Origin of the sequence: Nannocystis punicea (assembly GCF_026965555.1) — a bacterium.
Classification (GTDB): Bacteria; Myxococcota_A; Polyangia; order Nannocystales; family Nannocystaceae; genus Nannocystis; species Nannocystis punicea.
In genome coordinates, this window is record NZ_CP114040.1 from 1,611,486 (window position 1) to 1,636,968 (window position 25,483).

Genomic DNA, 25,483 nt, shown 5'->3' on the forward strand with positions numbered 1-25,483 from the left:
GGCATCGGGCGATCTGGTACGCTGGCGCGGCATGCCGCTCACGCGCTGGCTCTCCCTCGCGGCGCTCGCCCTGGGGCTCTCGCTGGTCGAGGTCGGGCGCGCGCAGGCGTGCTCGTGCCTGAGGCGACAGATCGGTCCGGGTCGCCTGTATCTTGGGACAGGCGGGACGTTGCCCGCGGACGCGACCGGGATCCCGTGGTCCGGGACGCCGAACATGGCTCCCGATCAAGTTCGGCTGACGCGGGAGGCCGGCGGCCGGCGCGTCGTGGTGGAGCACGAGCTCGTCCGCGAGGGCGAGATCGTGCTGATCGTGCCGCGGACCGGGCTCAGGCCCGGTGACGTGTACACGGTGACGGTGCGGGAAGATCGCTGGCGTACGATGAAAGAGCGGCGTCCCGAGCTCGAGCGCGAGTTCGGGAGCTCGATCGCGCCGGCCGAGATCACCGCGAGGGTCACCGTCACGGCGACGGGCCTCGTGCTGACGGATCCGACCCTGCGGACGACCGAGCACATCGAGCGCCCCGTGCAGAGCCAGTGGGCGGACGCCGGAGCGTGCAGCAGCGCGATCCAGGCCGACACGCTCGCGTTCTCGGTCGACCTGCCGCCCGAGGCAGAGCCGTTCCGTGATTATCTGCTCTACAGGACCCTCGTCGACGACCGCGAATGGCAGCACACGGAGGGCGACTGCGCAGTGAACGAGCCCGGTCGCACATGGACGAGGCAGCCTGGGACCGACCGGATCTTCAGCGAATGTCCGGCCGATCCGCGCAGCGGGGCTCGCGGGCTCGGCCGCGGCGTCGCGGCCGGGCGACATCGTGTGCGGGTCGAAATACGGTCACCGGACGGACGACACGCCGCGAACGCGGCCGCAGAGGTCGAGCTCGGCTGTGGTCGACCGGAGCAGCCCGGGAGCGGACCCCCGAACACGCCGGCGCGGCCACCCGCTCCCGCGCCCGGGGTTTCCAAATCGTCCGAGCCGCCGCCGCTGCAGAAGAATGGTTGCGTCGTAGCGAACGTACAGGACGCGCCCATGCTCATCGTATTCGGTGCGCTGGTGGTGGGATTCGCGCGGCGCCGGCGACCTGTCCGCGACCAGTGATGTGCGCCGTGGGCTCGCTCCGCGTCATTCTCCAGGCCGGGACGAGGTGAGGGTCAACCTCGGGGCAAGGCTGGCCATCCATCCTGGTATGCGAGGCGATCACGCCGGCCTGCGCCGTGGGGGGACGCGATTGCAATGGATAGAGTCCAGCGGACCGCTCGCCCGCTGCGCTCGACGGGCGGCGGCGACAGCGGCTCGCGTCCGGGCTCGGTCTCGGCGAGCGTGCGGCGGACAGGCCGTGCCGGGGGCGCTCGTGCATCATCCTCGGCGGTCTCGCCGCGCCGCTCGCGGGCTGCTGCGCTATATCTTTCGGCGTGGGCGAGCCGGCGTACACGGTCGCTTCTCAGGCGCTCGCGGTGCCGGTGGCGCTGATCGCGGTGGTCAAGGCGTCGCAGGCGATTTCCAGAGAAGTCACCTGGGACCGCCTCGCGCGGCGCTTGCTCGAGGTCGGCCTCGAGCAGGGCGGGGCGGACCGCGGCTGCCTGATCTGCGTCGAGCGAGGCGAGCTCGTGGTCGCGGCGGACGCGAGGGTCGACGAACGGGGCGTGCGGACCGAGCTGTTCTCCTCGCTCCCGCTGGCGAGCTCGGGGCTGGCGCCGACGTCGGTCGTGCAATTCGTCGAGCGCACTCGGGAGCTGGTGATGCTCGACGACGTCGGCCTGGGCGGCTCGTACGCCCACGACGCGTACTTCGGCGCCCGCCGCCCCCGGTCGCTGCTGTGCCTGCCGATCCGGCGCCAGGCCGAGGTGTGTGCGATGCTGTACCTCGAGAGCGAGCGCGTCGCCGGGGCCTTCACCATCGAGCGGCTGACGGTGCTCGAGCTGATCGCGGCCCAGGGGGCGATCGCGCTCGAGAACGTCCGGCTGTTCACGCGCCTCGAGCACGAGAACGTCGAGCGCCGCCGCGCCGAGGCCTTCCTCGCGGAGAGCCGCGCGCGCCTGCAGCAGATCGTCGACAACACCACCGCGGTGATCTGCTTGAAAGATCTGGACGGGCGCTTCTTGCTCGTCAATCGCCGGTACGCCGAGCTCCTGCACCTCGAGGCCGAGAGCATGTGCGGCAAGACGGACTACGACTATTTCTCGCGCGAGGAGGCCGACGTGTTCCGGGCCAGCGACCTCAGGGTCCTGCGAGAGAACCGGCCGCTCGAGTTCGAGGAGGACCTGGAGCTCGACGACGGGCTGCACACGTACCTCTCGCTCAAGTTCCCGGTCGCGGACCCGGCGGGCCGGACCTGCGCGATCTGCCTGATCTCCACCGACATCACCACGCGCGTCTGCGCGGAACGTGAGCGCGACCGGGCGCTGCTCGACGAGCGGCGGTCGCGGGCGGCCGCCGAGGAGGCGGTCAGGCTGCGCGACGAGTTCCTGCTGGTCGCCTCGCACGAGCTCAGGACGCCGCTGACGAGCCTGCAGCTGGCGCTCGAGCGGCTCACCCGCCAGCTCCGCCCCGACGGGTCGCCGCCGGTGAAGCGCGCGCTGGAGGTCTGCGCGCGTCAGTCCCGGCGGATGGGCGGCCTGGTCGAGCTGCTGCTCGACCTCGGCCGCGTCCGCGCCGGCCGGCTCGAGCTGCATCGACGTCGGGTCGACCTCGGCGTGCTCGTTGAGGCCGTGACGGGCAAGCTCGCGGAGGACCTCGCGCGCTCGGGCTGCACATGGACGCTGCACGTCGAGGAGCCGGTCGTCGGCTCGTGGGACGGCGCGCGGCTCGAGCAGATCGTGACGGGCTTGCTGTCGAACGCCGTGAAATTCGGCGAGGGCAGGCCGATCGAGATCCGCGTCGGACGGACCGACGACACTGCGCTGTTGACATTGACCGACCAGGGGATCGGCATCTCGCCCGAGGCCCGGGACCGGATCTTCGAGCGCTTCGGCCGGGCCGTCCCGGCGCGCCATTACGGCGGCCTGGGGCTCAGTCTGTTCATCGCGCGCGCGATCGTCGAGGCGCACGGCGGTCGGCTCGAGGTCGCCAGCGCGCCGGGTCGAGGTTCGACCTTCACCGTCGAGCTCCCGCTCGGAGCGTGAGCCCGATGGCTCCGCGCATCGCGGACGCGCCGCTCAGGCGAGCGCCCGCGCCTCGCGGGCCAGCGCCTCCACCTCGTCCTGCGTCAACGCGATCGTGCGCGCCGCCCAGTTCTCCTCGAGGTGGGCGAGCGAGCCGGTCCCGGGGATCGGCAGCATCACCGGCGAGCGCGCGAGCAGCCACGCGAGGGCGAGCTGCGCCGGCGTCGCGCCGTGCCTCGCGGCCACCCCGTCGAGGGCAGGATGGGCCTTGCCGAGGTCGCCGGTCGCCAGCGGGAAGAACGGCAGGTACGCGATGCCGCGCGCCTCGCAGGCGGCGAGCACCGCGTCCGGCGACTCCACCGCCGCGTGCGTCGCGTGGGCCAGCGCACCGAGCCCGCCCGTCATGTTGTAGAGGTTCTGCACCGCCACGATCGGCGTCCGCGCGAGCGCATCAAAGAGCTCCGCGGTGCCGACGTTGCTGAGCGCGAGGTGGCGGATCTTGCCCTCCTTCTGCAGCTCGATCATCGCGTCGAGCGACTCGCGGAACGGCACGCCCGCGCCGGGCATGTAGCGGAAATGAGTCACGTCGCAGCGCTCCAGCCGCAGCGTGCGCAGGTCCTCCTCGCAGCCCTGGCGCAGCTCCTCGGGCCGGGCGAACGCGACCCAGCCCTTGTCCGGCGTGCGCCTGCCGCCGAGCTTCGTGGCGATCACGAGGTCCTTCGGGTACGGATGCAGCGCCTCGGCGATGAGCCGGTTCGCCACGTGCGGGCCGTAGAACCAGGCGGTGTCGATGAAGTTGATGCCCAGCTCGAGCGCCCGCCGCAGCACCGCGCGGGCGCGGGCGGGATCGTCGGGCTCGCCCCAGACGTCCTTGCCCGGCAAGCGCATGGCGCCGTAGCCGAGGCGAGTGACTTCGAGATCGCCGAGGCGGATCGTGGCGGGCAAGCTGGCGAAGTCGCGGCTGTTCTGCGTGAGGTCGTCGCTCATGCCCCGCAAGCTAGCCCCGACATGCGAAGGCGACTTGGGCGATGTTGGCGCTGCATCGAGCGCGCGAACTTGCCGGGCGTCACCCCGAAGATCCGGCGGAAATGGCGGTGGAGCTGGCTCTCGTCGAAGAGGCCGACGGCGTGCGCGACCTCGGCGCCCGTCATGCCCGCCGACAGCAGCTCGGCCGCCCGCGCCACGCGAAGGTGCGTCAGGTACTCGTAGGGCGGGATGCCCAGCTCGGCGCGGAAGGCCCGGATGAGGTGGAACTTGTCGGCGCCCGCGTGGGCGGCGAGGGCGTCGAGGCTGACGGGCCCGCAGAGGTGCGCGCGCAGGTAGTCGCGGGCCAGGCGGACCGCCCGCGGGGCCCGCTCGTGAACGCGCACCTCGCCGCGCTCGGTGCAGGTGGCCAGCAGCTCCGTGAGCGTCTCGATCACCAGCGCCTCGAGCTCGCGCGTGACCGGCCCGCGGCTGGCGAGCGCCGCGTGCATGGCCGTGGCCAGCGCCGCGGCCCGGGGCGCGCGCCCTGGCGCGACGTCGACGAAGTGCACCGGCCGGGGGACCCCGAGAGTGCGCGCGGCCTCGTCCACCATGTCCGCGGTGAACCCGGCGCCCTGCAGGGTGATCGGGGAGTGCACGCGCAGGTCGCGGTGCACGTCGCCCGGCTCCTTGAGCCGGAGGCCGCCCGCCGCGAGCGTGCGCACTGCCCCGCGGTACCAGCCCTCGACCGCGCCCCGCAGGACCACCACGACCCCGTAGAGCTCCGAGTACGAGGACAGCAGCCGCGACGAGTCCTCGACGCGGAACATCCGCAGCCCCTCCATGCCCTCGGGTCGCCAGTGCTCGACGCACGGCCCGTCGTCCCGCGAGCGCCGCCGCGCCGTCCCCTCGAGAGCCCCGGCAGAGCCATGTCCCATGGGGCGATCGTAGCCGATCGCGGCCGCCTCGACTTGGGCGATCTTGGCGGCCGCGTCCTCGTGGCGATCAGACGCTGCGCAGGCGCCAGCGCTCCCATTCGTAGGTGTTGAGGTGCGTGTAGATGCTGTCGTCGGGCCGCGCGCCGAGGTGCAGCCCCCACTGCGCCGAGCGGATCAGCACCAGGTCCGGGGCGACGGGGAGGATGTACCAGCGCTCCCAGAGGTCGCGGTTGACCGTCCCGTAGACCGAGCCGTCCTGGCGCGAGCCGAGGAAGGTGCCGTGCGCCGCGCTGCGCAGGTAGACCTGGCCCTTGCCCGCGTCCTCGACCTTCCAGCGCTCCCAGACGTCCCGGTTGGGGTGCACGTAGATCGACATGTCGGGACGGATCCCGAGCTGCTTGAGGTGGGTGGAGTTCGTGATCTCGAGGGTGGAGCCGACGTGGACGGACGGCTTGACGGGGAGCGGCGTCTCGATGTTGGTGTGCACGTCGTAGGCGGACACCTGGTGGTACATGCCGGTCTTCTTGACCTCGACGACGGTGCCGTCCGGGTAGGTGCACTCGTAGGTCGCGGTGAACGGCATGTCGATCCGGCCGCGCCGCACCAGGACCTTGACCGTCACCGACGTGCGCTTCGGGACCACCACCGGGGTCGTGAGCGAGACGGTCTGCTCCTTGGTGCTGCTCTGGCCGAAGGTGATCGAGGTCGTGACCTTGGCGCCGAGCTGGAGCGACGTCTTGAAGCCCACCGGGGCGCCGACCTCGACCGTGTGCACCACGCTCAGCTCGAGCGCGGCCGAGGCCTCGTAGGTCTCGGTCTTCGACTCCTTCGTCTCGTAGGTGAGGGTCTGCGACTGGTCGACGTCCGAGTCGTTGTTGATGAGCTGCTGGGTGACGATGCTCGGGTCCAGGTCGGCGATGGTGCCGGCGTTCAGGTCGAAGTCGATGCGCTTGAGGACGTTGCTCGAGTTGGCGGAGAGGAATCGCCACAGCTCGTTGTCGTCGCCGCCGTCCCAGCCCCACGAGATGACCCGCGAGCCGGCCGGGTAGGGGCCGTTGCCGGCGGCGTTGACCTTCTGCTCCCAGTCCTGCACCGAGGCCAGCGCGTTGTAGGTGCCCTGGACGTTGTCGTGCTGCCAGGCCGCGAGGTCGTCGGTGCCGAGCGAGCCGGCGTTGACCAGGCGCAGCGCGGCGCCGTTGTCGGCCGACGCGCGGGCGATGCACTTGCCGGTCGAGCGGTTGACCAGGCCGAAGATCTTCTCGTCGTTGGCGTTGCGCAGCCGCTTCTCCCACATCTGCTTGGTGTCACGATAATCATGCACCGCCAGGACCACGTCGTTGTGGACGACGTCCACGCTGAGGGCCATGACCTCATTGTTCGGTCCGCGCACCTTGGCGATGATGAAATCGTACTGAGTGTTGTTCGGCATTCGTAGCTCTGCTCCGCGGCGCCGTTCAGCAAGCGACGTGCCACGGCGCGACGCGGCGACGCCTCGGCTTCCTGCGCCCCGGCGGCGCGCGTTTGTGGCCTCGGACGTTCACTGAACGTTCACCGGCCGGCGCTTGAACGGACCGGGGCGATGCCGTAGGCTCGCCGCCCGTGGATAGCATCGCCACATTGACCCCGGCCCACGCGCCGGGGGACGATTGTGCACAGGACGTCGCGGGGGTGACGATGACGATTGTGGGTCACCCCGACCCGGGCCGGGTCGGCGAGACCGCGGCGGTCGAATTCGACGCCCGCCAGCGCGTGCCGCTGTCGCGCCGCGAGCCCCTGTTCGCCGCCGCGGGTCAGCCCGGGCGCCCGCTCGAGGACCCTCACCTCAGTCGTTCGCCCATCTACCTGTCCTTCAAGGCAGGTGAGATGCCGGTCTGGACCGATCCGGCCCACGCGCCGAGCGAGATCCGCCCGCTGCACGGCGCGCAGGGGCGCGCGTGGTACGTCGGCTTGCGGCGGCGGGTCGGTCTGCTGATCGAGCTCGGCCTGCGCGCGGCGCCGCCGCGCGAGCAGCACGGGCTGGTCGGGGTGAGCGCCGCGACCGCGCGCCTGCGCGAGCAGATCGAGGCGACCGCGGGCAGCGAGCTGCCGGTGCTGCTGAGCGGCGAGACGGGGACCGGCAAGGAGCTGGCGGCCCAGGCGATCCACGCGCTCGGGCGGCGACGTCAACAGCCGCTCGTCGCGGTCAACCTGTCGGCGATCCCCGACAGCACCGCGGCGAGCCAGCTGTTCGGCCACGCGCGCGGCGCCTTCACCGACGCGGCCCGGGCCCACGACGGCTACTTCCTCCAGGCCGACGGCGGCACGTTGTTCCTCGACGAGATCGGGGACGCGTCGATCGGCCTGCAAGTGCAGCTCCTGCGGGCGCTCGAGCAGCGCGAGATCCAGCCGGTCGGCGGCCGCGTCCGCGCCGTCGATGTCCGGCTGATCACCGCCACCGACGCCGACCTCGATGACGCGGTCGCGGCCGGGCGCTTCCGCAAGGCGCTGCTGTTCCGCCTGTGCGGCCAGACGCTGAAGCTGCTGCCGCTGCGCGATCGACCGGCCGACATCGCGGTGCAGCTGGTCCACTTCCTCGACCGCGCGCTCGACGGGCTCGGCCGGCGCGAACACCTGCGCCTGCGCTCGTGGACCGACAGCCCGTGGCTCGATCTGGAGGCCGTCGAGGCCGCGCTGAACGCTCGCTGGCCCGGCAACTCCCGCGAGCTGCGGGCGGTCGCCAGCCAGGCCGCGCTGCTCGGCGCGAACCAGCCGAAGATCGTGCTCGCTACCAGCTCACCGCCCGCGCCCGCGTCGGCGTCGCGGTCGACGTCGGCGGTCGCAAACGCGGCGGCGGAGGAGCCCGCGCGAGCGCTGACGGAGTCGGCGATCCGCGCGACGCTCGCGGCTCACCAGCACTCGGTGCGGGGGGCTGCGCGCGCGCTGCAGGTCGCGCCCAACACGCTCTACGCCCGCATGCGCGAGCTGGGGATCCCGCTCGCAGGAGCGCTCTCGGACGAGGAGCTTGCGGCCGCGCACGAGGCGTCGGGCGGTAATGTGACGATGATGGCGCGCGCGCTCGGCGTGTCGCTGCGCGGCATCCAGCGGCGCCTCGGTCGCGCGCGATAGCCCGTCGATCCGTGGTAGACGAGCGCGCGTTGCAGGACGACGCTCCAACCGACGGGTCGCAGGTGACCCTGGTGCCCGGGTCCGACTCGATTGTGACAGTGAACCGCGGCCGGGCGCGCGGCCTCGAGGACGTGCCGTCGCGGATCGGCCGCTACGTGATCCTCGGCCGCCTCGGGGCCGGCGGGATGGGCGTCGTCTACGCCGCCTACGACCCGGAGCTCGACCGCAAGGTCGCGATCAAGCTGATGTACGCGGAGGAGAGCGAGGCCGGCGCGCGCCGCAGCCAGGCGCTGCTGCTGCGCGAGGCCCGGGCGCTGGCGAAGCTCTCGCACCCCAACATCGTCGCCATCCACGACGTCGGCGTGCACGCCGGGCAGGTGTTCGTGGCCATGGAGTTCGTCGCCGGGCGCACGCTCAGGCGCTGGCTCGAGGAGGCCCCGCGCGGGTGGCAGACGATCGTCGAGGTGTTCGTGCAGGCCGGCCGCGGCCTGATGGCGGCGCACGCGGTCGGCCTCGTGCACCGCGACGTGAAGCCCGACAACCTGCTGGTCGGCGACGACGGTCGCGTGCGCGTCGCCGACTTCGGCGTGGCCCGCCACCGCGAGCCCGACGAGGCCGCGCGGATCGAGGGCGGCGCGAGCCGGACGATGGCCACCGTGGTCGGACGCGGCGCCCGCATCGGCACGCCGGCGTACATGGCCCCCGAGCAGCACGGCAACGAGGGGGTCGGCCCGCACAGCGATCAGTTCAGCTTCTGCGTCGCGCTCCACGAGGCGCTGCACGGGCTGCGACCATTCGCCGGCGAGACGCCCGACGATCTGGTCGCGGCGATCCGCGCCGGCGAATTGCGGCGACCGAGCGAGCCGTCGCGGCTGCCGGGCTGGCTCGACCGCGCGATGCAGCGAGGCCTCGCGGCCCGGCCCGCCGATCGCTGGCCGTCGCTCTCGGCGCTGCTCTCGGCGCTCACGCCCGAGCAGGGCCAGGCGCGCGCGCGTCGGGGCTGGCGGGCGCTCTACGCCGCGCTCCTGGTCGTCGGCGGGGCCGCGCTGGTGTTCGCCGCGCGCGAGTGGCAGCTCGGCCGGGCGCGCGAGCAGGCCGAACAGGCGGCGGCGGAGCGCCTGCAGGTCGTGATCGGCGGCGTCGATCGCCTGCTCGCGCGCGGCCGCCGGGGCGAGGCCGAGGAGGCGCTGCGGGCCTTCGTCGCGGAGCCCGAGCACCGCGCGTCGCGGGCGGCGCTCGACGCCTGGCTGCTGTGGGCCGACCGCATGGACGAGGCCCGCGATCACGAGGCCGGCCTGGCCGCGCTGGTCGAGGCGTACACCGGCCTGCCGGCGAAGGACCCGCGCGAGGCGGCGATCTTCCTGCGCATCGCCCGGCTGTTCGGCCTGCAGTGGCGCTTCGCCGAGCTGGCGACCCTGGCCCGCACCGCCGGCCAGCGCTCGCCGCAGGCCGTGCACACGCCGACCTGGTCGGGGCTGCGCGCCGACGCTGCGCTGGGCCTGCGCGACGTGAGCGGCTTCCTCGCGGAGGTCGACGGCGGTCTCGCCGGGCGCGAGCGCGAGGACGTCGCGCCGGTGCTGCGCGCCCTCAACGCGGCGAGCTTCCCCGAGGTCCGCGGCGAGCACGTCGTCGTGGTCGACCTCGAGGGCGACGGACGGCGCGAGCTGGCCGTGTTCCCCCGCGACGGCCAGCGCGGGCCGGTGAGCCTGCGCCGCATGGACCGCGCGCTCTCGCCGGTGCTCGAGCTCACCGGCGACGACGCGATCGGCCGCGTCGGCGCCGAGCTCGGCGCGCTCCACCGCAGCGCCGACGGCTCCTCGCATTTACTCGGCCGCGTCGACGGCGATGCGGTGCTGTACGCGCTCGGTCCGGGGCCGCCGCACATTGTGCACACCTGGCCTTACGACCAGCTGCAGGCGGCGGCCGCGGCCGACCTCGACGGCGACGGCCTGCGCGAGTTCTACGTCGGCACCGGGCCCTACACGCGGCGACTGTATCGCCTGACGCCGGACGCGAGCGGGACCTGGCAGCGCAGCCCGGCCCACCCGCCGACCGACGAGCTCGGCAGCGACATCAACGCGCTGGCGACCGGCGACTTCGACGGCGACGGCCGCGACGAGCTGGCGGTCGCCGTCGGCCCGTGGCGCGCCTACGACGTGCGCGTCCTGCAGGCGGGGCCGGACGGCGCGCTCGAGCTCGGGGCGCGGCGGCGGATCGGTCACGTGCGGGCGCTGACGAGCCTGCGCGGGGTCGACGGCGGCACCCTGCTGGCGATCGCCAAGGACAACGAGGCCGCCAGCAAGGGCGCGTTCTCGCCGGACACGCCGCACGGGGAGCCGCCCGGCCTGTACGTCGTGCGGCGCGACGGCGAGGCGCTGACGACCGTGTTCTTCGCCCCGTTTCCGGCGCCCGACGGCGCGCAGGAGGTCGGCCGCGTGCGCACGATGGAGCGCGGCGACTTCGACGGCGACGGCCGCGACGACCTGATCCTCCGCTACCGGGCGCCGTCGCGGAGCGCCATGGCGACGTTGTTGTGGCGCCAGCGCGAGGACGGCAGCTTCGTGTCGGCGTCGCTCGAGCACGTCGTCCCCCACGCCGTCGGCAACTTCGACGACGACCCCGCGGACGAGCTGCTGGTGACGACCCCGCGCGGCGACGGCGAGGCGCTGGCGATCCTCGGCGCCGGCGGCGAGCCGCTCGCGTCGGTCCTGCCGCCGCGCGTGAACGTGACGCCGCCGACGGTCTCGGACCCGTCGCTGGCGCGCGCGTGGGCCCGCGCCGAGGACCTGGTCGGCTTCGGCCTCTACGCCGCGGCCGCCGAGGCGCTCGCGCGTCGCAGCGCGCTCGTCCAGTCGCACGAGGACGGCCGCGCGGCGCAGCAGCGGGCCGCCGCGCTCTACGAGGCCGCCGGCGACCACGCGCGGGCGGCCGCCAGCCACGCGGTCCTGGCCCAGGACGGCGACGTGGGCGCGGCCCTGGCGGCGATCGCCAGCTACGAGCGGGCCCTCGATCTCGCCAGCGCCCTGCGGGTCGCGCGGGCGGTGCTGGCGAGCGACGCGCCGACGCCGTCGCAACGCGACGAGGCCCGCGCCGCCGGCGAGCGCCTGGCCGCCGCGGTCGAGCCCCGTGACGTGCTCGAGCTGCGCTTCGACCAGCCGCTGGCGCAGTCGTGGCAGCTGCACGAGCCGCTGGCGGTGCGCGTCGATCGGGGACGAGGCAGCCTGGCGATCGACGCCTTCGCCGACACCGGCGATCTCATGACGCTGCCGATCGAGCTCACCGGCGGACCGCTCGGCCTCGAGGTCGAGGTCGACGTCGAGCGCGCCGAGTGGGCCGCGCAGCTGGCCGTCGCAGTGCGCACGCCGGGTGGCGAGGAGGTCATGTCGCTCGGCGTGGCCGCGGGCGGCGGCGGCGGCTATCTGCGTCGCCACGGCAGCTTCACCGCGCCGAGCCTGCCCCGGCGCCTCGACATCGCCGGCAGGCCGACCGACGACCCCAGCGCGCCCTCGCGTCATTTGTTGCAGGCGCGCTTGCTGCCGCACCAGGGCATGATCGACGTCGAGGAGCGCGGCGAACATGCGGAGCGGCGCACCTTCCCGCTCCGGCAGGCGCTGCGCCCGGGCCCCCACCTGCTCGTGCTGCGCGCCAGCGGGGTCGAGGAGCACGGCGCGCAGCAGCTGCGGGCCAGGCTGCGGCGCGTCTCGCTGGTCGGCGCGCGGCTGTCGGCTGCGGCGGCGCCGGCCGAGCCCGGGCAGGAGCTCGCGCGGGCGCTCGTCACGGGCCAGTGGCGCGCCGCGGCGGCCTCGCCGGCCGACGGGGAGCTCGCGCCGCTGTGGCGGGCGACTGCGGCCGCGGAGCTCGGCCGACTCGACGACGCGCTCGCCCTGCTGGCGACCCTCGACCTCGAGCGGCCCGTCATCCGCAAGCACCTGCGGCACCTGCTGCGCGGGCAGCCGACGCGGTTCGTGCCGCTGATGCGCGGCGCCTTCGGTCCGCGCCACGCCGAGCTGCTGCGCGAGGCGCTGGCCGAGGCGGCGCGCATGCACCTCGACGCCGAGCTGCAGCAGGTGTGGCTGAGCCAGACCCTCGACGTCGAGAGCTTGCCGACCGCCGACGCGGCCCAGCTCGACACCAAGGTCGAGCTGCTGACCCTGCGCGCCGCGGCGTGGCAGGCCGCGGGCGACCTCGAGCAGGCCGCGGCAGACCTCGACGCCGCGGCCGCGCTGCGCCAGAGCGACGGCGAGGCTCGCTCCGAGCGGCTCGCCGAGCTCGACGTCCTCATCGCCGAGGTCGCGGCCGCCCGCGCTCGCCCCGAGGAGGCGCTCGCTGCGGTGGCCCGCGCGCTCGCCCGCACGCGCGCGCCTGCGTCGATGAAGGAGCGCCTGCGCATCGACCCGCGGCTGCGAGGATTGCAGGACGATCCGCGCTGGCGCCGCTTGCTCGACGCCCGGCCGTAGCTGTCTCATCAATGCGGCGAAGGTCCACGCCCGCGAGGTCGCGCGGACGATGCGTCCCTCTCACGCGAATGCCGAGACGGCGCCGATCAGGGGCGCACCGACGAATCGGCCGCGAGCGGGCGTCGTGCGATCGATCATGCCAGTGTCCCTCGCGGACCCGACGCGCAGCCGCGCGATCGTCGAGGGCCGTCGTACGATTACCAATGGTGTATGCACGAGCCGCGGCGAGGACCTTTCATCGGTCCTCGCCGGGCGCCTGCGAGATCACGACCGTCAGCGCCGCTTGTCCCGCTCGCTCGTGCGGTGGCGGGCGCGGTAGTCGCTCGGCGACTCGCCGGTGACGCGGCGGAACATCGCGCTGAAGTTCGCCAGCGACGCGCAGCCGACCTCGAGCGCCAGCGCGGTCAGCTTCATGTCGGTGTCGCGCAGGGCAGCCTGGGCCGCGCGCACCTGGGCGGCGTTGTACTCGTCCTGGAAGGTCGTGTTCTCCTCCTGCAGGCGCCGCTGCAGCGAGCGCGGCGACATCCCCAGGGCGCCGGCCGCCTTCTCCAGCGTGACGCCGGCGAACGGCGGGACGAGGACGCGGCCCAAGCGTGCGACGATCCCCTCGTCCATCGCCCCGGCCACGATCGCGTCGAGCTCCGCGACGAGCGCGGCCGGCTCGGCGAGCCCCAGCCAGCACAGGGCCGGCTCCGGCTGCTCGTACACCTGCGTCGGATAGGACGGCTGCATCACCTGATAGAACCCGGTCACCACGGCGCCGGGCAGCCCGGCCGGTCGCAGCAGCGCCTGGCGGGTGACCACGCCCTGGTAGGTGGACTGACGCGCGCCGAGGAACGCGACCAGGATCTCGTACGCGCCCTCGTCGACGCCGACGAGCCGGCGCAGGTCGACCAGCGACGCGTGCGCGACGACGTCCGGGCGGATCTCCACGTCGAGGATGGCCGTGAGGGCCCGCAGGTCGGCGACGTCGGGCCGGCCCCACAGCGCGAACCCGTAGAGCTCCGCGCTGGCGCACCAGTACACGAACGTGCGCGCGGCGACGTAGAGACCGACGGGCGCCGTCATGAACGCGGACAACTGCTGCGCTGGCTGCATGCGACGTCTCGCCGGCCCGCCGCGGGTGTCGCCGCCGGGCCCCGACCCTGCCGATTAACGCCAGGCGATCGCGCTGTCAACGGAGCGCCGCGGGCGCAAGCCGCCGAGGTAGATCCCTCGTGGCCGCGATCACCCGTGTCGCGCCAAAGCCCCACCCCGGGCATCCGAGCCCCTCCTGTCTCTCAGGTCAGGTGCGTCCGTGCCTGCGCACTCGGACCCCCGATGTCGGCGCTCGGCCACGACCATCCCGGCGGCGACGAAGTCGAGGTCGTGGGTCGCCCGCGTGACGGCGCGATCACACCGCAATCCCGGCCACGTCGCGGCCTTGTGCGCGATCGAGGCCGCGCAGGAGGTCGGCCTGCGGCGGGTTTCACCGGCGGCAAGTGAGCGAGCGCGGTGAACTCGGCGGCGCGGGTGGTCACACCTGCGAGGGACCGAGGCCCGCGCCCACGCGCCGCCCGTCATCGGCGTCGCTGCGAATGTAAGGAGGACCGCCGGTCATGAATGGGCATAGCGCGGACGCGGCCGGAGTAGTCCCTGCATACGGGCGTTCGCGGGCGTCGATTGGCGTCTTCTCGAAAGCGCCGTCGCACGGACGCAAATCAGCGGTGTGCGCGGGTCCTTCACCGCGACTCATGAGATTTTTTCGCGGCGGGACTGTTGGCAAGATCGGGCCACGCTGCTACAAGAATGCGGGCCGGATCACTTTATCGTGATCCGTTCGGCTCCCTCCCGTCGCTCACTCGACGGTCCGACAGGCGAGTGGTCCTGCGGGAGCCGACGTATCCGCCCGAACGTGGGTCTACGAAGCTATCATGCGCTCTCCTGCCAACATCTCGTCGCGCCGATGCCCCGAGGCGAGGCCGTGCCCCGGAGCTGCGAGCTCCGACGCGCGCGCCACGGGGCGGCGCGACGGGCTCGGGCTCGGCGGCGAGGTGCTGGTGAATGATTTTTCGGGCGACGCCACGGGCTTGAAACCCGCGGCGCCCGCGGCGGGTCGGAGGCACACCGTGGGCCGGCCGCCGCGCCCCTCGTAGCGGCGGCCTTCATCAAGGCCGCGGGCGGTGGAAGAGCTCTCGTATTAATGAACGAGAAGAAATGGATTAGACATGCTCAAGAACGCGAAGAAGAAGGACAGCGAGAAGAAGCTCCCCAAGTTCAAGGCCAATACGCTCGGTATCGACGAGCTGTGCCAGATCAAGGGGGGGATGCCGCCGGAGACCGCGAACACGCAGAGCGTGTGCCACGTCGACGGTACCTGCGATGGTGCCATGTAGCATCGATGCTCTCCCCCGATTGGTGCGGGGCGAGCGGTGGACGAGTTCTCGTACGAACGGGAAGAATGGATAGACCATGAACAAGACCATGAAGAAGACCGACAGCGAGAAGAAGCTCCCCAAGTTCCAGGCCAACACGCTCGGCGCCGACGAGCTGTGCCAGGTGACGGGCGGGATGCCGCCGGAGACCGGCGCCACCACGTCCATGTGCCACGCCGACGGCGTCGACGACGGTGACGGCGGCGGCGGCGTCGCCTGAATCGGTGCGAACGATCACCTTGGCTTAGATTAGACTCCTCGCCCCCGATGGTGCGGGGCGAACATTGGACGAGTTCCCGTACGGACGGGAAAGAAATGGAATAGCCATGAACAAGACCATGAAGAAGCAGGACAACCAGAAGAAGCTCCCCAAGTTCCAGGCCAACACGCTCGGCGCCGACGAGCTGTGCCAGGTGCAGGGCGGGATGCCCCCGGAGACCACCAGCACCAAATCGATCTGCAGCACGGACGGCGTCTCGGACGACGACTACTAGCTCGACAGGTGACAGTGGCCTCCACCGGCGCTCGCCGGTGGAGGCCGCTGGGGCGACGATCTGCGCGCGAACCGAGCGAGGCCACCCATGATCTTGGTCTTCAGCAAATCCGGGGATCCCTCGACCCTCGACGTGATGCGGTGGATCCACCACTTGAGCCCCGCGAGGGTCGTGCGGATCAACGCGGACGAGGAGTACCACGTCGAGCTGACGTTCGCGGACGACGACTTCCTCGTCCGGGTGAACGACGACGAATTCCGGCTCGCGGAGGTGTCCAGCGCGTGGCTCCGCAAGGGCGGCTTCTGGTTCAAGGGCCTGTTCCCGGCCATCACCGCGCAGGGGCGCCCGGCGCTGACGCGGCACCTGAGCCAGATGCTCGAGCGCGAGAATCGCACCCTGCGCGACCACTTTCATTACGTGCTGCGCAAGCGCTGCGCCGTGCTGGGGAGCGCCCACGGCTCGACCCCCAACAAGCTGGTGGTCCTCGAGCACGCGCGCGAGCTCGGCCTGAGCATCCCGCCGTTCAGCGTCTCGAACCTGCGCAGCCACGCCCAGAGCCTGGCGGAGTCGGACCGCGGCCACGTGACCAAGGCGATGTCCGACGGCCTTTACCTGTTCGACACGACCGAGAGCAAGACCGGGTATTTTACATATACCGAGGCGCTCGGCCCGCAGAGCCTCGAAGACGTGGGCACGCGCCTGGCCCCGTCGTTCTATCAGCAATACGTCGAAAAGGCCTTCGAGCTGCGGATCTTCTTCCTCGACGACCAGTTCCGTGCGGGCGCGATCTTCTCGCAGAACGACGAGAAGACCAAGGTCGACTACCGCAAGTACAACAACGAGCGGCCGAATCGGGTGATCCCGTTCCGCCTGCCCCAGGAGATCGAGCACAAGCTGTCGCTCCTCGCGCGCCGGCTCGACCTGAACACCGGCTCGTTCGACATGATCGTGGACAGGCGCGGGGAGTACTACCTGCTCGAGGTGAACCCGGTCGGGCAGTTCGGCCCGCTGTCCGAGAAGTGCAACATGGCGATCGAGCGAATGATCGCAGAGAGGCTGATCGCAAATGAGCGCTGACCTTGAAAAGACCGCCATGGCCGCCCTCAAGCAGGGGGGGCGGCCGCTCGGGTACGCCCGGATCTTCACCAGCGACGCGATCATCGACGACGAGACGACGAAGCGGGTGACGCTCGAGCTGCCGAAGTACCGTCACTCCGTGATCCACGTCCGCCGCGCGGGCAAGCCGATCTCGAAGCTGGAGCTGTGATCATGGACGCCAAGAGCTTGCTGCGGGATTGTCTAGACAGGTACGTGTTCCTCAACCCCGACTGCGTCCCGGTCGAGGGGTACGCGGCGTCGGCGGTCTACGATCTGACCCGCGGGCTGATCTCGACCTTCCCGTCGGCGTACTTCCCCTTCTTCGAGCTGTTCCGGGCGCGACGCCTGCGGGAGATCGTCGACGCCCTGGCCCCCGAAGAGCGCGACGACTTCGTCGAGTTCCTGGATTTTCTGATGGAGCACGAGTACGTCGCGGTCGTCGACGACGCGGCGTCGTTCCCGGAGATCTCGCAGTCGTGGGACGCGCCTTGCAAGATCCACAACGCCATCGTCGATGTTCGTGAGAGGCACCACGACTACCGCAAGATCATCGCGGAGCTCGACGCCCTCGGCTGCCAACACCTCCAGGTGCGGGGCTATTCGAAGCTCTTCGGCTTGACCGAGCTCGCCGAGCTCGCTCGCCTGTGCCGCGATTCGTCGATCCAGACCCTGGAGGCGGTCCTGGCCCACGATCCCGCCGTCCGCGACGACGACTACGTGGCGGTCGTGAGCGCCAACCGCATCATCGCCAGCCTCGTCGTCCACTCGGCCGACGGCGACCGCCAGCTGGTGGTCGACTACGGCGCGCGCGGAGCCGCGGCGGGGCTGGTGACCATGGAGATCCAGCTGACAGTCAAGCCGCTCGAGTCCCACCTCGACTGCGGCCACATCGCCAGGCGGCAGCTCCTCCCGCCGAGCACGCAGACCTTCAACGAGCTGCACCACTTCAACGGCTGCCTGAATCGCAAGCTCTCGATCGACGAGGGCGGCGAGGTCCGCAACTGCCCGACGATGCGCGGGTCGTTCGGCGACCACCGGGCCGTCTCGCTCGCGGACGTGGTCTCGCGCGAGGACTTTCGCCGGGTCTGGCGGGCGAGGAACGACGAGATCCAGGTCTGCCGCGATTGTCCGTACCGCTACGCGTGCACCGGCTGCCGCGCGCTGCTCGAAGATCCCGACGCCGGGGACAGCAAGCCGCTCAAGTGCGGCTACGACCCCTATACCGATTCCTGGACCGACTGGCGGGCCCGGCCGAACGCCGCGGCCACCCTGACGCGCTATCAGGCGCGCGTGCACCTGCCGATCTTGCAGTAGTCGATCGCTCCGAGGCAAAACGACGATGAAGCTCCCACCCATCACCCTCCTGGCCCTCGCCGCTTGCGCGCCGGGGCTCGGCCACGTCTCGGCCCCCGCGGGCCAGAGCGAGGAGACGCGCGAGGTGAAGCGGGAGCTGGGGCGCCTGGTCGCCGATCTGTGCGACAAAGAGGTCGTCCTGCTCGGCGAGAGCGAGCACGGAGACGGTCGCACCTGGGAGATCAAGACCGAGGTCGTCCGCGCGCTGGTGGATTCGTGCGGCTTCGACTCTCTGTATATCGAGAGCGGCCTGTACGACTTCCTCGCGCTGGACCGGGCCCACGCCGCGGGCACCGCGACCTCCCAGGACGTGGCCAGCGCGATCGGGGCGGTCTGGGCGGAGGCCCGCGAGACGCAGCCGTTCATCGCCTACGTCCACGAGGCCGCGGCCGCGGACAGGTTGGAAGTGATGGGCCTCGACGACCAGATCCATTCGACGGCCTTTTACGCACAACAGGAATTGCCCGCAGCGCTCGCGGCCCATCTCCCGGGAGCGCGCAGGGACGAGTGCGGGGCCCGGATCGCGCGGCACGTCCAGTGGACGTATGACGAGGCTCACCCGCATTCGGCCGAGAGCCAGGCGACGCTGCAATCGTGCCTGGAAGAGATCCAGGCTGCGGTCGCGAAGGAGGCGCCGTCGCCAAAGACGTCCGAGGACCTCGCCATGGCGCGCAACCTCTCGCGCTGGGTGGCGCGCGACTTCGTCGCCGAGAGGCAGGCGATCTTCAACACCCGGGACCGGTCGATGTTCGACAACTTCCAGTGGCAGAGGCAGCGGTCGGGAGATCGGGGCAAGGCCATCGTGTGGTGTGCGACGATTCATGCGGCCAAGGGCCTCGACGAGGTCGAGGCGTACCGCGGGTTCTCGCCGCTTGGGCGATACATCCACCAGCAATACGGCGAGCGCGCCGCGGCGATCGGCTTCTCCGCCTGGTCCGGCGCCAGCCGGCGCCGGGGTCGCCCCATTCGTGAGCTCTCGATCGCGCCGCCCGAGTCGCTCGAGGGCCGGGTCCTGGCCGCGGAGCAGCCGCTCCGCTACCTCGACGCCGAGCAGCTGCGCGCGCTGGGCTCCGTCGACGCTCGCCCCATGGGTCACGAGTTCCACCGCGCCGCGTGGCACGAGGTCCTCGACGGCCTCGTCGTCCTGCGCCGCGAGACGCCGGCGCACCACGACGTGGCGCCGGCGGCGAAAGCGGGGAGCCGATGAGCGAGCCGAGCGCCGCCGATTCGCCCGCGAACGCGCACGGGCCCGCCCGGCGGGCGATCTTCCGCGAGGAGGCCGTCCTCGCGCACCGCCGCGGCGCCGGTCCGGGCCGCCCGCTGCACATCGTCGCCACCTGGACGCGCTGGGCGGTGGGCGTGACGCTGTTGTTGATGGCCGCGAGCGTGGTGTTCGCAGTGACCGCGCGGGTCGGCGAATACGCGGAGGGCCTCGCGGTGGTGCGCCGGGAGGGTCGCGTGGCGGTGACCTCGGACGTCCCCGGCACTGTGCAGAGCATCGAGGTGCGGACCGGCCAGCGGGTGGCGGCCGGTCAGGTGCTGGTGCAGCTCGACGACGCGGCCCCGCGCGCCGAGCTCTCGCGCGTGGAGCAGGAGTATCGCCAGCGATTGGTGGAGCTGCTGCGCACCCCCGCCGACGACGCCAAGCGCGAGCGCCTGGCGACCCTGAGGGCGCAGCTGCAGCTGGCCCAGGCGCGCGTGCGCGAGCGGCAGATCGTCGCCTCGCAGCCGGGGCTGGTCTCCGACGTGCGCGTGCGGCCGGGTCAGCCGGTGGCTCCGGGCGACGCGGTGATCGCAGTCGAGCAGGACACCGCGCGCACTGTGGTGATCGGCCTGTTCCCCGGGCACTACCGGCCGCTGCTGAGCGCGGCCGAGAGCCGCCTGTTCCTCGAGCTCGAGGGCTTCCCGGACGGCCGCCACGAGGTCTCGGTGCGCTCCGTGGCCGACGAGGTGGTCGGCCCCGCCGAGGCGATGCGCTACCTCGGGCGCGACCGCCAGGGCGCGCTCGAGCTCGCGGGCCCCGTGGTGGTCGTGGAGACCGAGCTCCCCTCGGACACCTTCGTCGCCGACGACACCGAATATCGCGTGTACGACGGCATGCAGGGCGTGCTCGAGGCCAGGCTCCGCTCCGCGACCCTGCTGGAGGCCCTCGTCCCGGCCCTCAAACACCTGTGAATGCCATGAGCCACACCGAGCAAGACCGTGCGCTCTCGCGGCGCTTCCCCGCCCTGCAGCGTCTGGGCGCGATCAAGGCCTCGCGCCAGCTGGAGCACGTGCAGCAGATGACCGCGACCGACTGCGGGGCGGCCTGCCTGAGCATGGTGCTGCGCTACCACGGCCGCACCCACCCGCTCGACGAGCTGCGCGACGCGATGGGGGTCGACCACCATGGGGTCAGCGCGCTCGGCATCCTGCGGGCCGCTCGCAGCTATGGCCTGCGCGGCCGCGGCGTGCGGGTCGACGACCTCGACGAGCTCGACATGCTGCCGGCCGGCGCGATCCTCCACTGGGAGTTCAACCACTTCGTGGTGTTCGACCGGGCCGATCGCCGCGGCCTCTTCATCCTCGACCCCGCGCACGGCCGCCGTCGGGTGCCGCGGGCCGAGTTCGAGGAGGCGTTCACCGGGGTCGCGCTGCTGCTCGAGCCCGGCGAGGCGTTCGAGCCCAGCGATCGCCGGGCGCCGCTGCTGCGCCGCTACTTCGGCCAGCTGCTGGCCTACCCGGCGCTGTGGAGCCGCTCGCTGCTGATGTCGGTGCTCGTGCAGATGCTCGCGCTGGCGCTGCCGCTGATGACCACCCTGCTGGTCGACCGCATCATCCCGCGCCGCGACACCGACCTGCTGATGGTGCTCGTCGCCGGCCTCGTCATGATGGTGGCGTTCACCTTCGTCAGCTCGCTGGTGCGCGCCAACCTGCTGGTGCAGCTGCGCACGCTGCTCGACGCCAACATGACGATCGGCTTCCTCGACCACCTGATCGACCTGCCGTACTCGTTCTTCCAGAAGCGGTCCGCCGGCGACCTCCTCATGCGATTGGGCAGCAACGCCACGGTCCGCGAGATCCTCACGTCCGGGGCCATGTCCGCCCTGCTCGACGGCACCCTGGTCAGCGTGTACCTGGTGCTCATCTTCTGGATCAGCCCCCTGATGGGCGCGGTGGTGCTGCTGCTCGCCTCGTTGCAGCTGTCGCTGTACTGGGCGACGCGGCGGATCCAGCGCGAGCTGATGACCGAGGGCCTCGCGGTGCAGGCCAAGACGTCGAGCTACGAGGTCGAGATGCTGACCGGCATCGAGACCCTCAAGAGCATGGGGGCCGAGTACCGCGCGGTGGATCGCTGGTCCAACCTGTTCGTCGACTCGCTCAACGTGTCGCTGCGCCGCGGTCGCCTCGACGCCATGCTCTCGTCGCTGCTCGACGCGTTCAGCATGGCCGCGCCGCTGGCGATCCTCGGCGTGGGCACCAAGCTGGTGCTCGACGGCGACCTCGGCCTCGGCGCCATGCTCGGCCTGTCGGCTCTCGGCTCCGGGTTCCTGCGGCCGATGAGCACTCTGGTCGGCGTCGCCCTCAAGTTCCAGGTGCTCGGCAGCTACCTCGAGCGCATCGAGGACGTGATGCAGACCGAGCCCGAGCAGGACGCGACGCGGGTCAAGCGGGCGCCGCGGCTGTCGGGGCGGATCCACGCCGAGTCGGTCACCTTCCGCTATTCGGAGTCAGTCCCGCCCGCGGTCCGCGAGGTCTCGGTGCGGGTCGAGCCGGGCCAGTTCGTGGCCGTGGTCGGGGCGTCGGGGGCGGGCAAGTCCACTCTGGCCAAGCTGCTGGTCGGCCTGTATTCGCCGCAGGGCGGCCGGGTGCTCTACGACGGCCTCGACATCGCCAGCCTCGATCTGCGCAGCGTCCGCGAGCAGCTCGGAGTGGTGACCCAGCGCGGCGATCTGTTCGGCGTGTCGGTGCGGGAGAACATCGCCCTCGGGCGCCCCGAGATCAGCCTGGACGAGGTGATCGACGCGGCCAAGCGGGCGGCGATCCACGACGAGATCGCCGCCCTGCCGATGGGCTACGACACGATCCTCGCCGACCGCGGGGCCTCGCTGTCGGGCGGGCAGCGGCAGCGGCTGGTGCTCGCCCGGGCGCTGGTCGGCAAGCCGGCGATGTTGTTGCTCGACGAGGCCACCAGCAACCTCGACACCGTGACCGAGGCCGCCATCCAGCGCTCGCTGGCCTCGCTCCGCTGCACCCGCGTCGTCATCGCGCACCGGCTGTCCACCGTGGTCGATGCGGACCTGATCCTGGTCATGGACGGCGGACGCATCGTCGAGTCGGGGACCCACCGCCACCTGCTGTCCCACGGCGACGTGTACCGCCGGCTGTACGAGAGGGAGGAGTCATGAAGCGCGATGGTTTGCGAGCTGCACGGCGGCTCGCGTGGGGGTTCGCGCTCGCGGCGTTCGTCGCGTGCGATCCTGGCGAGGCCCCCGAGGTGACCGAGCCCCGGCGCGTCGACGTGCGCACGGACGAGGCGCCCGCATCCGCCGCTGTTTCGGCCGAGGCCATGGTCGGCGTGCTCGTGCCCGAGGCCGAGGTCGTGCTGACGGCCCCGGAGTTCGCCCGGCTCGAGCGACTGGACGTGCAGGTCGGCGACCATGTCCGCGAGGGCGAGGTGATCGCCGCGCTGGATGTCCGCGAGGAGCGTCACGAGCTCGCCGCGGCCACGGCGTCCTGGGAGGCGAGCAAGGCCGAGCTCGAGCGGCTCGAGCTCGAGCTGCAAAAGGCCAGAGAGACGCGCTCCGACACCGAGCAGCTGGAAGGCGTCGTCTCGGGGGCCGAGCTCCGCGAGCACCGCTACGCCGAGCGGCTCGCCGCGGCCCGCAAACGCAGCGCCAGCGCCTCGCTCCGGCAGCAGCGCAGCACGGTGGAGGACGCGACGGCGAAGATCGTCGAGGCCCAGCTGCGCGCCCCGTTCGCAGGGGCGATCTCGCGGCGCTACGTCGACGCGGGCGCGACGCTCGAGCTCGGCAAGCCGGTGGTGCAGCTCATCTCGGACGCGCGGGTCGTGCGATTCGCAGTGCCCGAGGAGCGCAGCGAGGCGCTGCGGCTGGGGGCCGCGGTGCGCGTAAAATTCGTCGACGAAGGCCTGAAGGCGATGGGCGAGGTCACCGCGATCGCGCCGGAGATCGATGCAGGAACACGGCTGGTGTTCGCCGAGGCGCGGCTGGAGGACGAGTCGCTCGCGGCGTTGCGCGTCGGGGCCGTGGGCGAGGTGGACTTCGTCGAAAAATGAGGGCGCGGGCACGAGGTTGCGGGCGTCGTTGTATCGCGCCGGCAGCGGCACGCCTGGGCGAGGGTCAACGGGTGCTCGGTAGGGGTCCGGCGAGGTGAACGCGTAGATTAGCCCTTCACCGACGCATGAGAGAATTGGTCGAGCAGGCCCTCGGCGATCCTGTTGGCGCTCTTCGCCGCCATCGCTCCAATGCTGACGTACAGGATCGACAGTTGGGTGTACTCCTGGATCGAGAGGCTCACGGTGTCGTCACCGAGGCATGCGACCTTCTGCGTACCAGGCATGACGTCCACGAGGCCGAGCGCGTGCATTTGAGCGGCGATCTGACGCATGGCGGGACCCAACTCCTCAGCGGACTCGAAGAAGATCGAGACCTCCCTGACCTTTCTGCGGCGTCGCAACTCGAAGGGTGCGAAGGCGCTCCTCACGAGTTGATCGGCGAGGGTGAACCCGACCTCCTTCACAGCCTCCAGATTGAACCATTCGTCGTCTTCGAACCGAACCAGCGGCGCGTCGGAGCCGTCGCTGCGGCGGAGATCCAGAAAAAGATCGTACTCGGCGATCGCCTCCGGATCGGCCTCATGGCCGATCTTGTGGTACTGATCGTGCGGGTAATTCGAGCCAGGGAGTTGTTCGACGAGCGTATCGAGGTCGCACGCGTAATGATCGCCCAACGGGTAAAAATCCCCATGATCCTTGCCCATCGTCGCCAGGAAGTCGCGGTACAGGGCGGGCAGGGCGATGGCGTATCGAGCCTCGAATTGCGCGATCTCTTCGCGCGGCACTCCCACGAACGCACGGGCGCGCTCGGGGCTACGCCGCGAGATGAAGGCGCGGATGTCGTCCCATCTCGCGTTCATTGCACGTCCTGTCGAAGTAGTTGGTCAGATATAGGATCTGCCGGCACAAGATGCAACAGGGGACGTTCCCGGAGTGAATGATCGGGCCCCCCATTTGCGAGAACCGAGAGCATACGGAGGGTATCTTACCTGTCGGAGCATGGCCGTCAAGCACGGCCCGCGATGGGGCGGCCGACACAGCGGACAACTTGAGCTTCGAGCTCCCGGCGCGTGGGCGACTTGCTCGATCTCATCCCTGGTCATCGCCCGTGCGCCAGCCTTCTCGTTCTCGTGCTCGTGAAGCGGCTCGACCTCGCGGTCGGCGTATGGGCGGTGTCTCCGGACAAAGCTGTATGCTCCGCCCTCCTCTTATTTTGAGAGCGACTGCGGTGCGAGCATTCGGCGCCGCCCGCGGCGCGGGACGCATCAGCGGCGGCGGTACAGCCGATAGCGCGTGGTGCCGTGGACGATCATCGTCACGCCGGCGGCCAGCAGCGCCAGGCCGGCGCCGAGGAGCGCGCCGCTGACCGTCCGATCGTCGCCGAAGTTCTTCTCGCCGAAGGACAACGCGCCCTCCACCGTGCCCAGGGCGCCGAGCACCGTAAGGCCGAAGCCTGCATAAAAAAAGCCCGGGCGACCCGGCCGCACGCGGGCGACGTACTCGCCCTCGAGGCCTTTCAAAGAGAAGTCGCGCGACGGCGTCACCCGGTCGCCGCCGAAGTAGAACGCATTCCCGGCGCTGCCGTCGATCACCCGCCCGCACGGGGCTCGACATACCGACCGCGAAGTCCCGCCGTCATCTTTGCGGCCCATCCGCCCCAACCCCCCACCGAGCGGGACGGAGGCCTCGAGCAGGTGGACCTGACCCCGACGCCTGGTCGACTCGATGAAGATCCGCGGCCGGCTCGGCCCCGGCACCTCGTCCTTGACCTCGAGGACGACCTCGTGGGTGCTGCTCGCAGGCATCGGTCCCGCGGTCGCTCGCGCCTGTGCTTCGGTCGCGGTCGCCGTCGCGCCGGCGAAGTTCGTCGACACGACTTCCTTCCAGGCGAGCGTGCGCGTGCCCTCGGCGAGGGTGATGGTCACTCCTCGTTCGGGGCGGAGCTCGACGATCTTCCCGTGCAGCACGGTGCCGTCGCGCAAGGTCACCGTGTCGTCTGCGGTCGGGCTGGGCGTGGCCGGGCGCGGGGCCGGCCCCTCGACGAGCGGTGGGGCCTGCCCCCAAGCCCGGGCCGGCGCCCCGGTGAGCGCGAGTGCGACGATCGTGGCCGCTGCAACGGTGCGACGCGACATCGGTGGCAAGATACGTGGTGGCCCGCGATCGTGCCACGCACCGCGACGCTCCGCCCGCTCACATCGACGCCCGGGAATACGTGCAGTGGCGTCGACGTGGCCCTGGGCGACGGACGACGGACCGGCACCGATTGTGCCACCGCTCGCTC

General features: G+C 71.5%; 20 protein-coding genes. 14 read left to right on the forward strand and 6 right to left on the reverse strand.

Annotated elements, in window-relative coordinates; genetic code table 11:
• Positions 1 to 31: 31 nt before the first annotated feature.
• Together O0S08_RS06265 and O0S08_RS06270 are read left to right on the forward strand one after the other, a co-directional pair.
• The gene (locus O0S08_RS06265; protein WP_269038093.1) at positions 32 to 1,099 is read left to right on the forward strand and encodes a hypothetical protein; all 1,068 of its coding nucleotides are present in this window, start codon (positions 32 to 34) and stop codon (positions 1,097 to 1,099) included.
• A gap of 314 nt (positions 1,100 to 1,413) precedes the next feature.
• Positions 1,414 to 3,123 (forward strand): sensor histidine kinase, encoded by a 1,710-nt coding sequence (locus O0S08_RS06270; protein ID WP_269038094.1) that lies wholly within the window; start codon positions 1,414 to 1,416, stop codon positions 3,121 to 3,123.
• Between the two features lie 33 nt (positions 3,124 to 3,156).
• Here the strand turns inward: O0S08_RS06270 and O0S08_RS06275 are convergent, their stop codons facing one another.
• The 3 genes from O0S08_RS06275 to O0S08_RS06285 all read right to left on the reverse strand — a co-directional run bounded on the left by O0S08_RS06275 (position 3,157) and on the right by O0S08_RS06285 (position 6,432).
• Positions 3,157 to 4,089 carry an aldo/keto reductase gene (locus tag O0S08_RS06275; protein ID WP_269038095.1) on the reverse strand — a complete coding sequence of 311 codons (933 nt, stop codon included), beginning with the start codon at positions 4,087 to 4,089 and terminating at the stop codon, positions 3,157 to 3,159.
• The gene (locus tag O0S08_RS06280) at positions 4,086 to 5,003 is read right to left on the reverse strand and encodes a helix-turn-helix transcriptional regulator (RefSeq protein ID WP_269038096.1); all 918 of its coding nucleotides are present in this window, start codon (positions 5,001 to 5,003) and stop codon (positions 4,086 to 4,088) included. The genes O0S08_RS06275 and O0S08_RS06280 overlap by 4 nt, the downstream gene beginning before the upstream one ends.
• A gap of 67 nt (positions 5,004 to 5,070) precedes the next feature.
• The gene (locus tag O0S08_RS06285; protein ID WP_269038097.1) at positions 5,071 to 6,432 is read right to left on the reverse strand and encodes an aerolysin family beta-barrel pore-forming toxin; all 1,362 of its coding nucleotides are present in this window, start codon (positions 6,430 to 6,432) and stop codon (positions 5,071 to 5,073) included.
• A gap of 170 nt (positions 6,433 to 6,602) precedes the next feature.
• Between O0S08_RS06285 and O0S08_RS06290 the strand changes: the two genes are divergently transcribed.
• Both O0S08_RS06290 and O0S08_RS06295 read left to right on the forward strand, forming a co-directional pair.
• Positions 6,603 to 8,108 (forward strand): sigma 54-interacting transcriptional regulator, encoded by a 1,506-nt coding sequence (locus O0S08_RS06290; protein ID WP_269038098.1) that lies wholly within the window; start codon positions 6,603 to 6,605, stop codon positions 8,106 to 8,108.
• Positions 8,109 to 8,119: 11 nt separating this feature from the next.
• Positions 8,120 to 12,565 (forward strand): serine/threonine-protein kinase, encoded by a 4,446-nt coding sequence (locus tag O0S08_RS06295; RefSeq protein ID WP_269038099.1) that lies wholly within the window; start codon positions 8,120 to 8,122, stop codon positions 12,563 to 12,565.
• A 273-nt stretch (positions 12,566 to 12,838) separates the two neighbouring features.
• On the opposite strand, the gene O0S08_RS06300 is transcribed toward O0S08_RS06295, so the two are convergent.
• Positions 12,839 to 13,633 (reverse strand): helix-turn-helix transcriptional regulator, encoded by a 795-nt coding sequence (locus tag O0S08_RS06300; RefSeq protein WP_269038100.1) that lies wholly within the window; start codon positions 13,631 to 13,633, stop codon positions 12,839 to 12,841.
• A gap of 1,139 nt (positions 13,634 to 14,772) precedes the next feature.
• On the opposite strand from O0S08_RS06300, the gene O0S08_RS06305 reads away from it, so the two are divergent.
• The 10 genes from O0S08_RS06305 (at position 14,773) to O0S08_RS06350 (ending at position 23,202) form a co-directional block, all read left to right on the forward strand.
• Positions 14,773 to 14,940: a hypothetical protein gene (locus O0S08_RS06305; RefSeq protein ID WP_269038101.1), complete on the forward strand. Its 168-nt coding sequence runs from the start codon at positions 14,773 to 14,775 to the stop codon at positions 14,938 to 14,940.
• A 76-nt stretch (positions 14,941 to 15,016) separates the two neighbouring features.
• Positions 15,017 to 15,199, forward strand: a complete 183-nt coding sequence (locus O0S08_RS06310; protein WP_269038102.1) for a hypothetical protein — start codon at positions 15,017 to 15,019, stop codon at positions 15,197 to 15,199.
• 106 nt (positions 15,200 to 15,305) lie between these two features.
• Complete coding sequence (locus O0S08_RS06315; protein WP_269038103.1) at positions 15,306 to 15,473, forward strand: hypothetical protein; 168 nt, start codon at positions 15,306 to 15,308, stop codon at positions 15,471 to 15,473.
• Between the two features lie 87 nt (positions 15,474 to 15,560).
• On the forward strand, positions 15,561 to 16,550 hold the full coding sequence (gene gwsG, locus O0S08_RS06320) for a grasp-with-spasm system ATP-grasp peptide maturase (RefSeq protein WP_269038104.1): 990 nt from the start codon (positions 15,561 to 15,563) through the stop codon (positions 16,548 to 16,550).
• Entirely contained in the window at positions 16,540 to 16,740 is a 201-nt protein-coding gene (locus tag O0S08_RS06325; protein ID WP_269038105.1) for a hypothetical protein, read from the forward strand. The genes gwsG and O0S08_RS06325 overlap by 11 nt, the downstream gene beginning before the upstream one ends.
• A gap of 2 nt (positions 16,741 to 16,742) precedes the next feature.
• Positions 16,743 to 17,885 (forward strand): grasp-with-spasm system SPASM domain peptide maturase, encoded by a 1,143-nt coding sequence (gene gwsS, locus O0S08_RS06330; RefSeq protein WP_269038106.1) that lies wholly within the window; start codon positions 16,743 to 16,745, stop codon positions 17,883 to 17,885.
• A 25-nt stretch (positions 17,886 to 17,910) separates the two neighbouring features.
• Positions 17,911 to 19,131 carry an erythromycin esterase family protein gene (locus O0S08_RS06335; protein WP_269038107.1) on the forward strand — a complete coding sequence of 407 codons (1,221 nt, stop codon included), beginning with the start codon at positions 17,911 to 17,913 and terminating at the stop codon, positions 19,129 to 19,131.
• Positions 19,128 to 20,099, forward strand: coding sequence for an efflux RND transporter periplasmic adaptor subunit (locus O0S08_RS06340; protein ID WP_269038108.1), 972 nt, complete (start codon positions 19,128 to 19,130; stop codon positions 20,097 to 20,099). The genes O0S08_RS06335 and O0S08_RS06340 overlap by 4 nt, the downstream gene beginning before the upstream one ends.
• 5 nt (positions 20,100 to 20,104) lie before the next feature.
• Positions 20,105 to 22,312, forward strand: a complete 2,208-nt coding sequence (locus tag O0S08_RS06345) for a peptidase domain-containing ABC transporter (RefSeq protein WP_269038109.1) — start codon at positions 20,105 to 20,107, stop codon at positions 22,310 to 22,312.
• A complete protein-coding gene (locus O0S08_RS06350) occupies positions 22,309 to 23,202 on the forward strand; it encodes an efflux RND transporter periplasmic adaptor subunit (RefSeq protein WP_269038110.1) in 894 nt (297 codons plus the stop codon). The genes O0S08_RS06345 and O0S08_RS06350 overlap by 4 nt, the downstream gene beginning before the upstream one ends.
• Positions 23,203 to 23,309: 107 nt before the next feature.
• On the opposite strand, the gene O0S08_RS06355 is transcribed toward O0S08_RS06350, so the two are convergent.
• The gene (locus O0S08_RS06355) at positions 23,310 to 24,062 is read right to left on the reverse strand and encodes an SMI1/KNR4 family protein (RefSeq protein ID WP_269038111.1); all 753 of its coding nucleotides are present in this window, start codon (positions 24,060 to 24,062) and stop codon (positions 23,310 to 23,312) included.
• A gap of 405 nt (positions 24,063 to 24,467) precedes the next feature.
• Entirely contained in the window at positions 24,468 to 25,334 is an 867-nt protein-coding gene (locus tag O0S08_RS06360; RefSeq protein ID WP_269038112.1) for a hypothetical protein, read from the reverse strand.
• Positions 25,335 to 25,483: the final 149 nt, after the last annotated feature.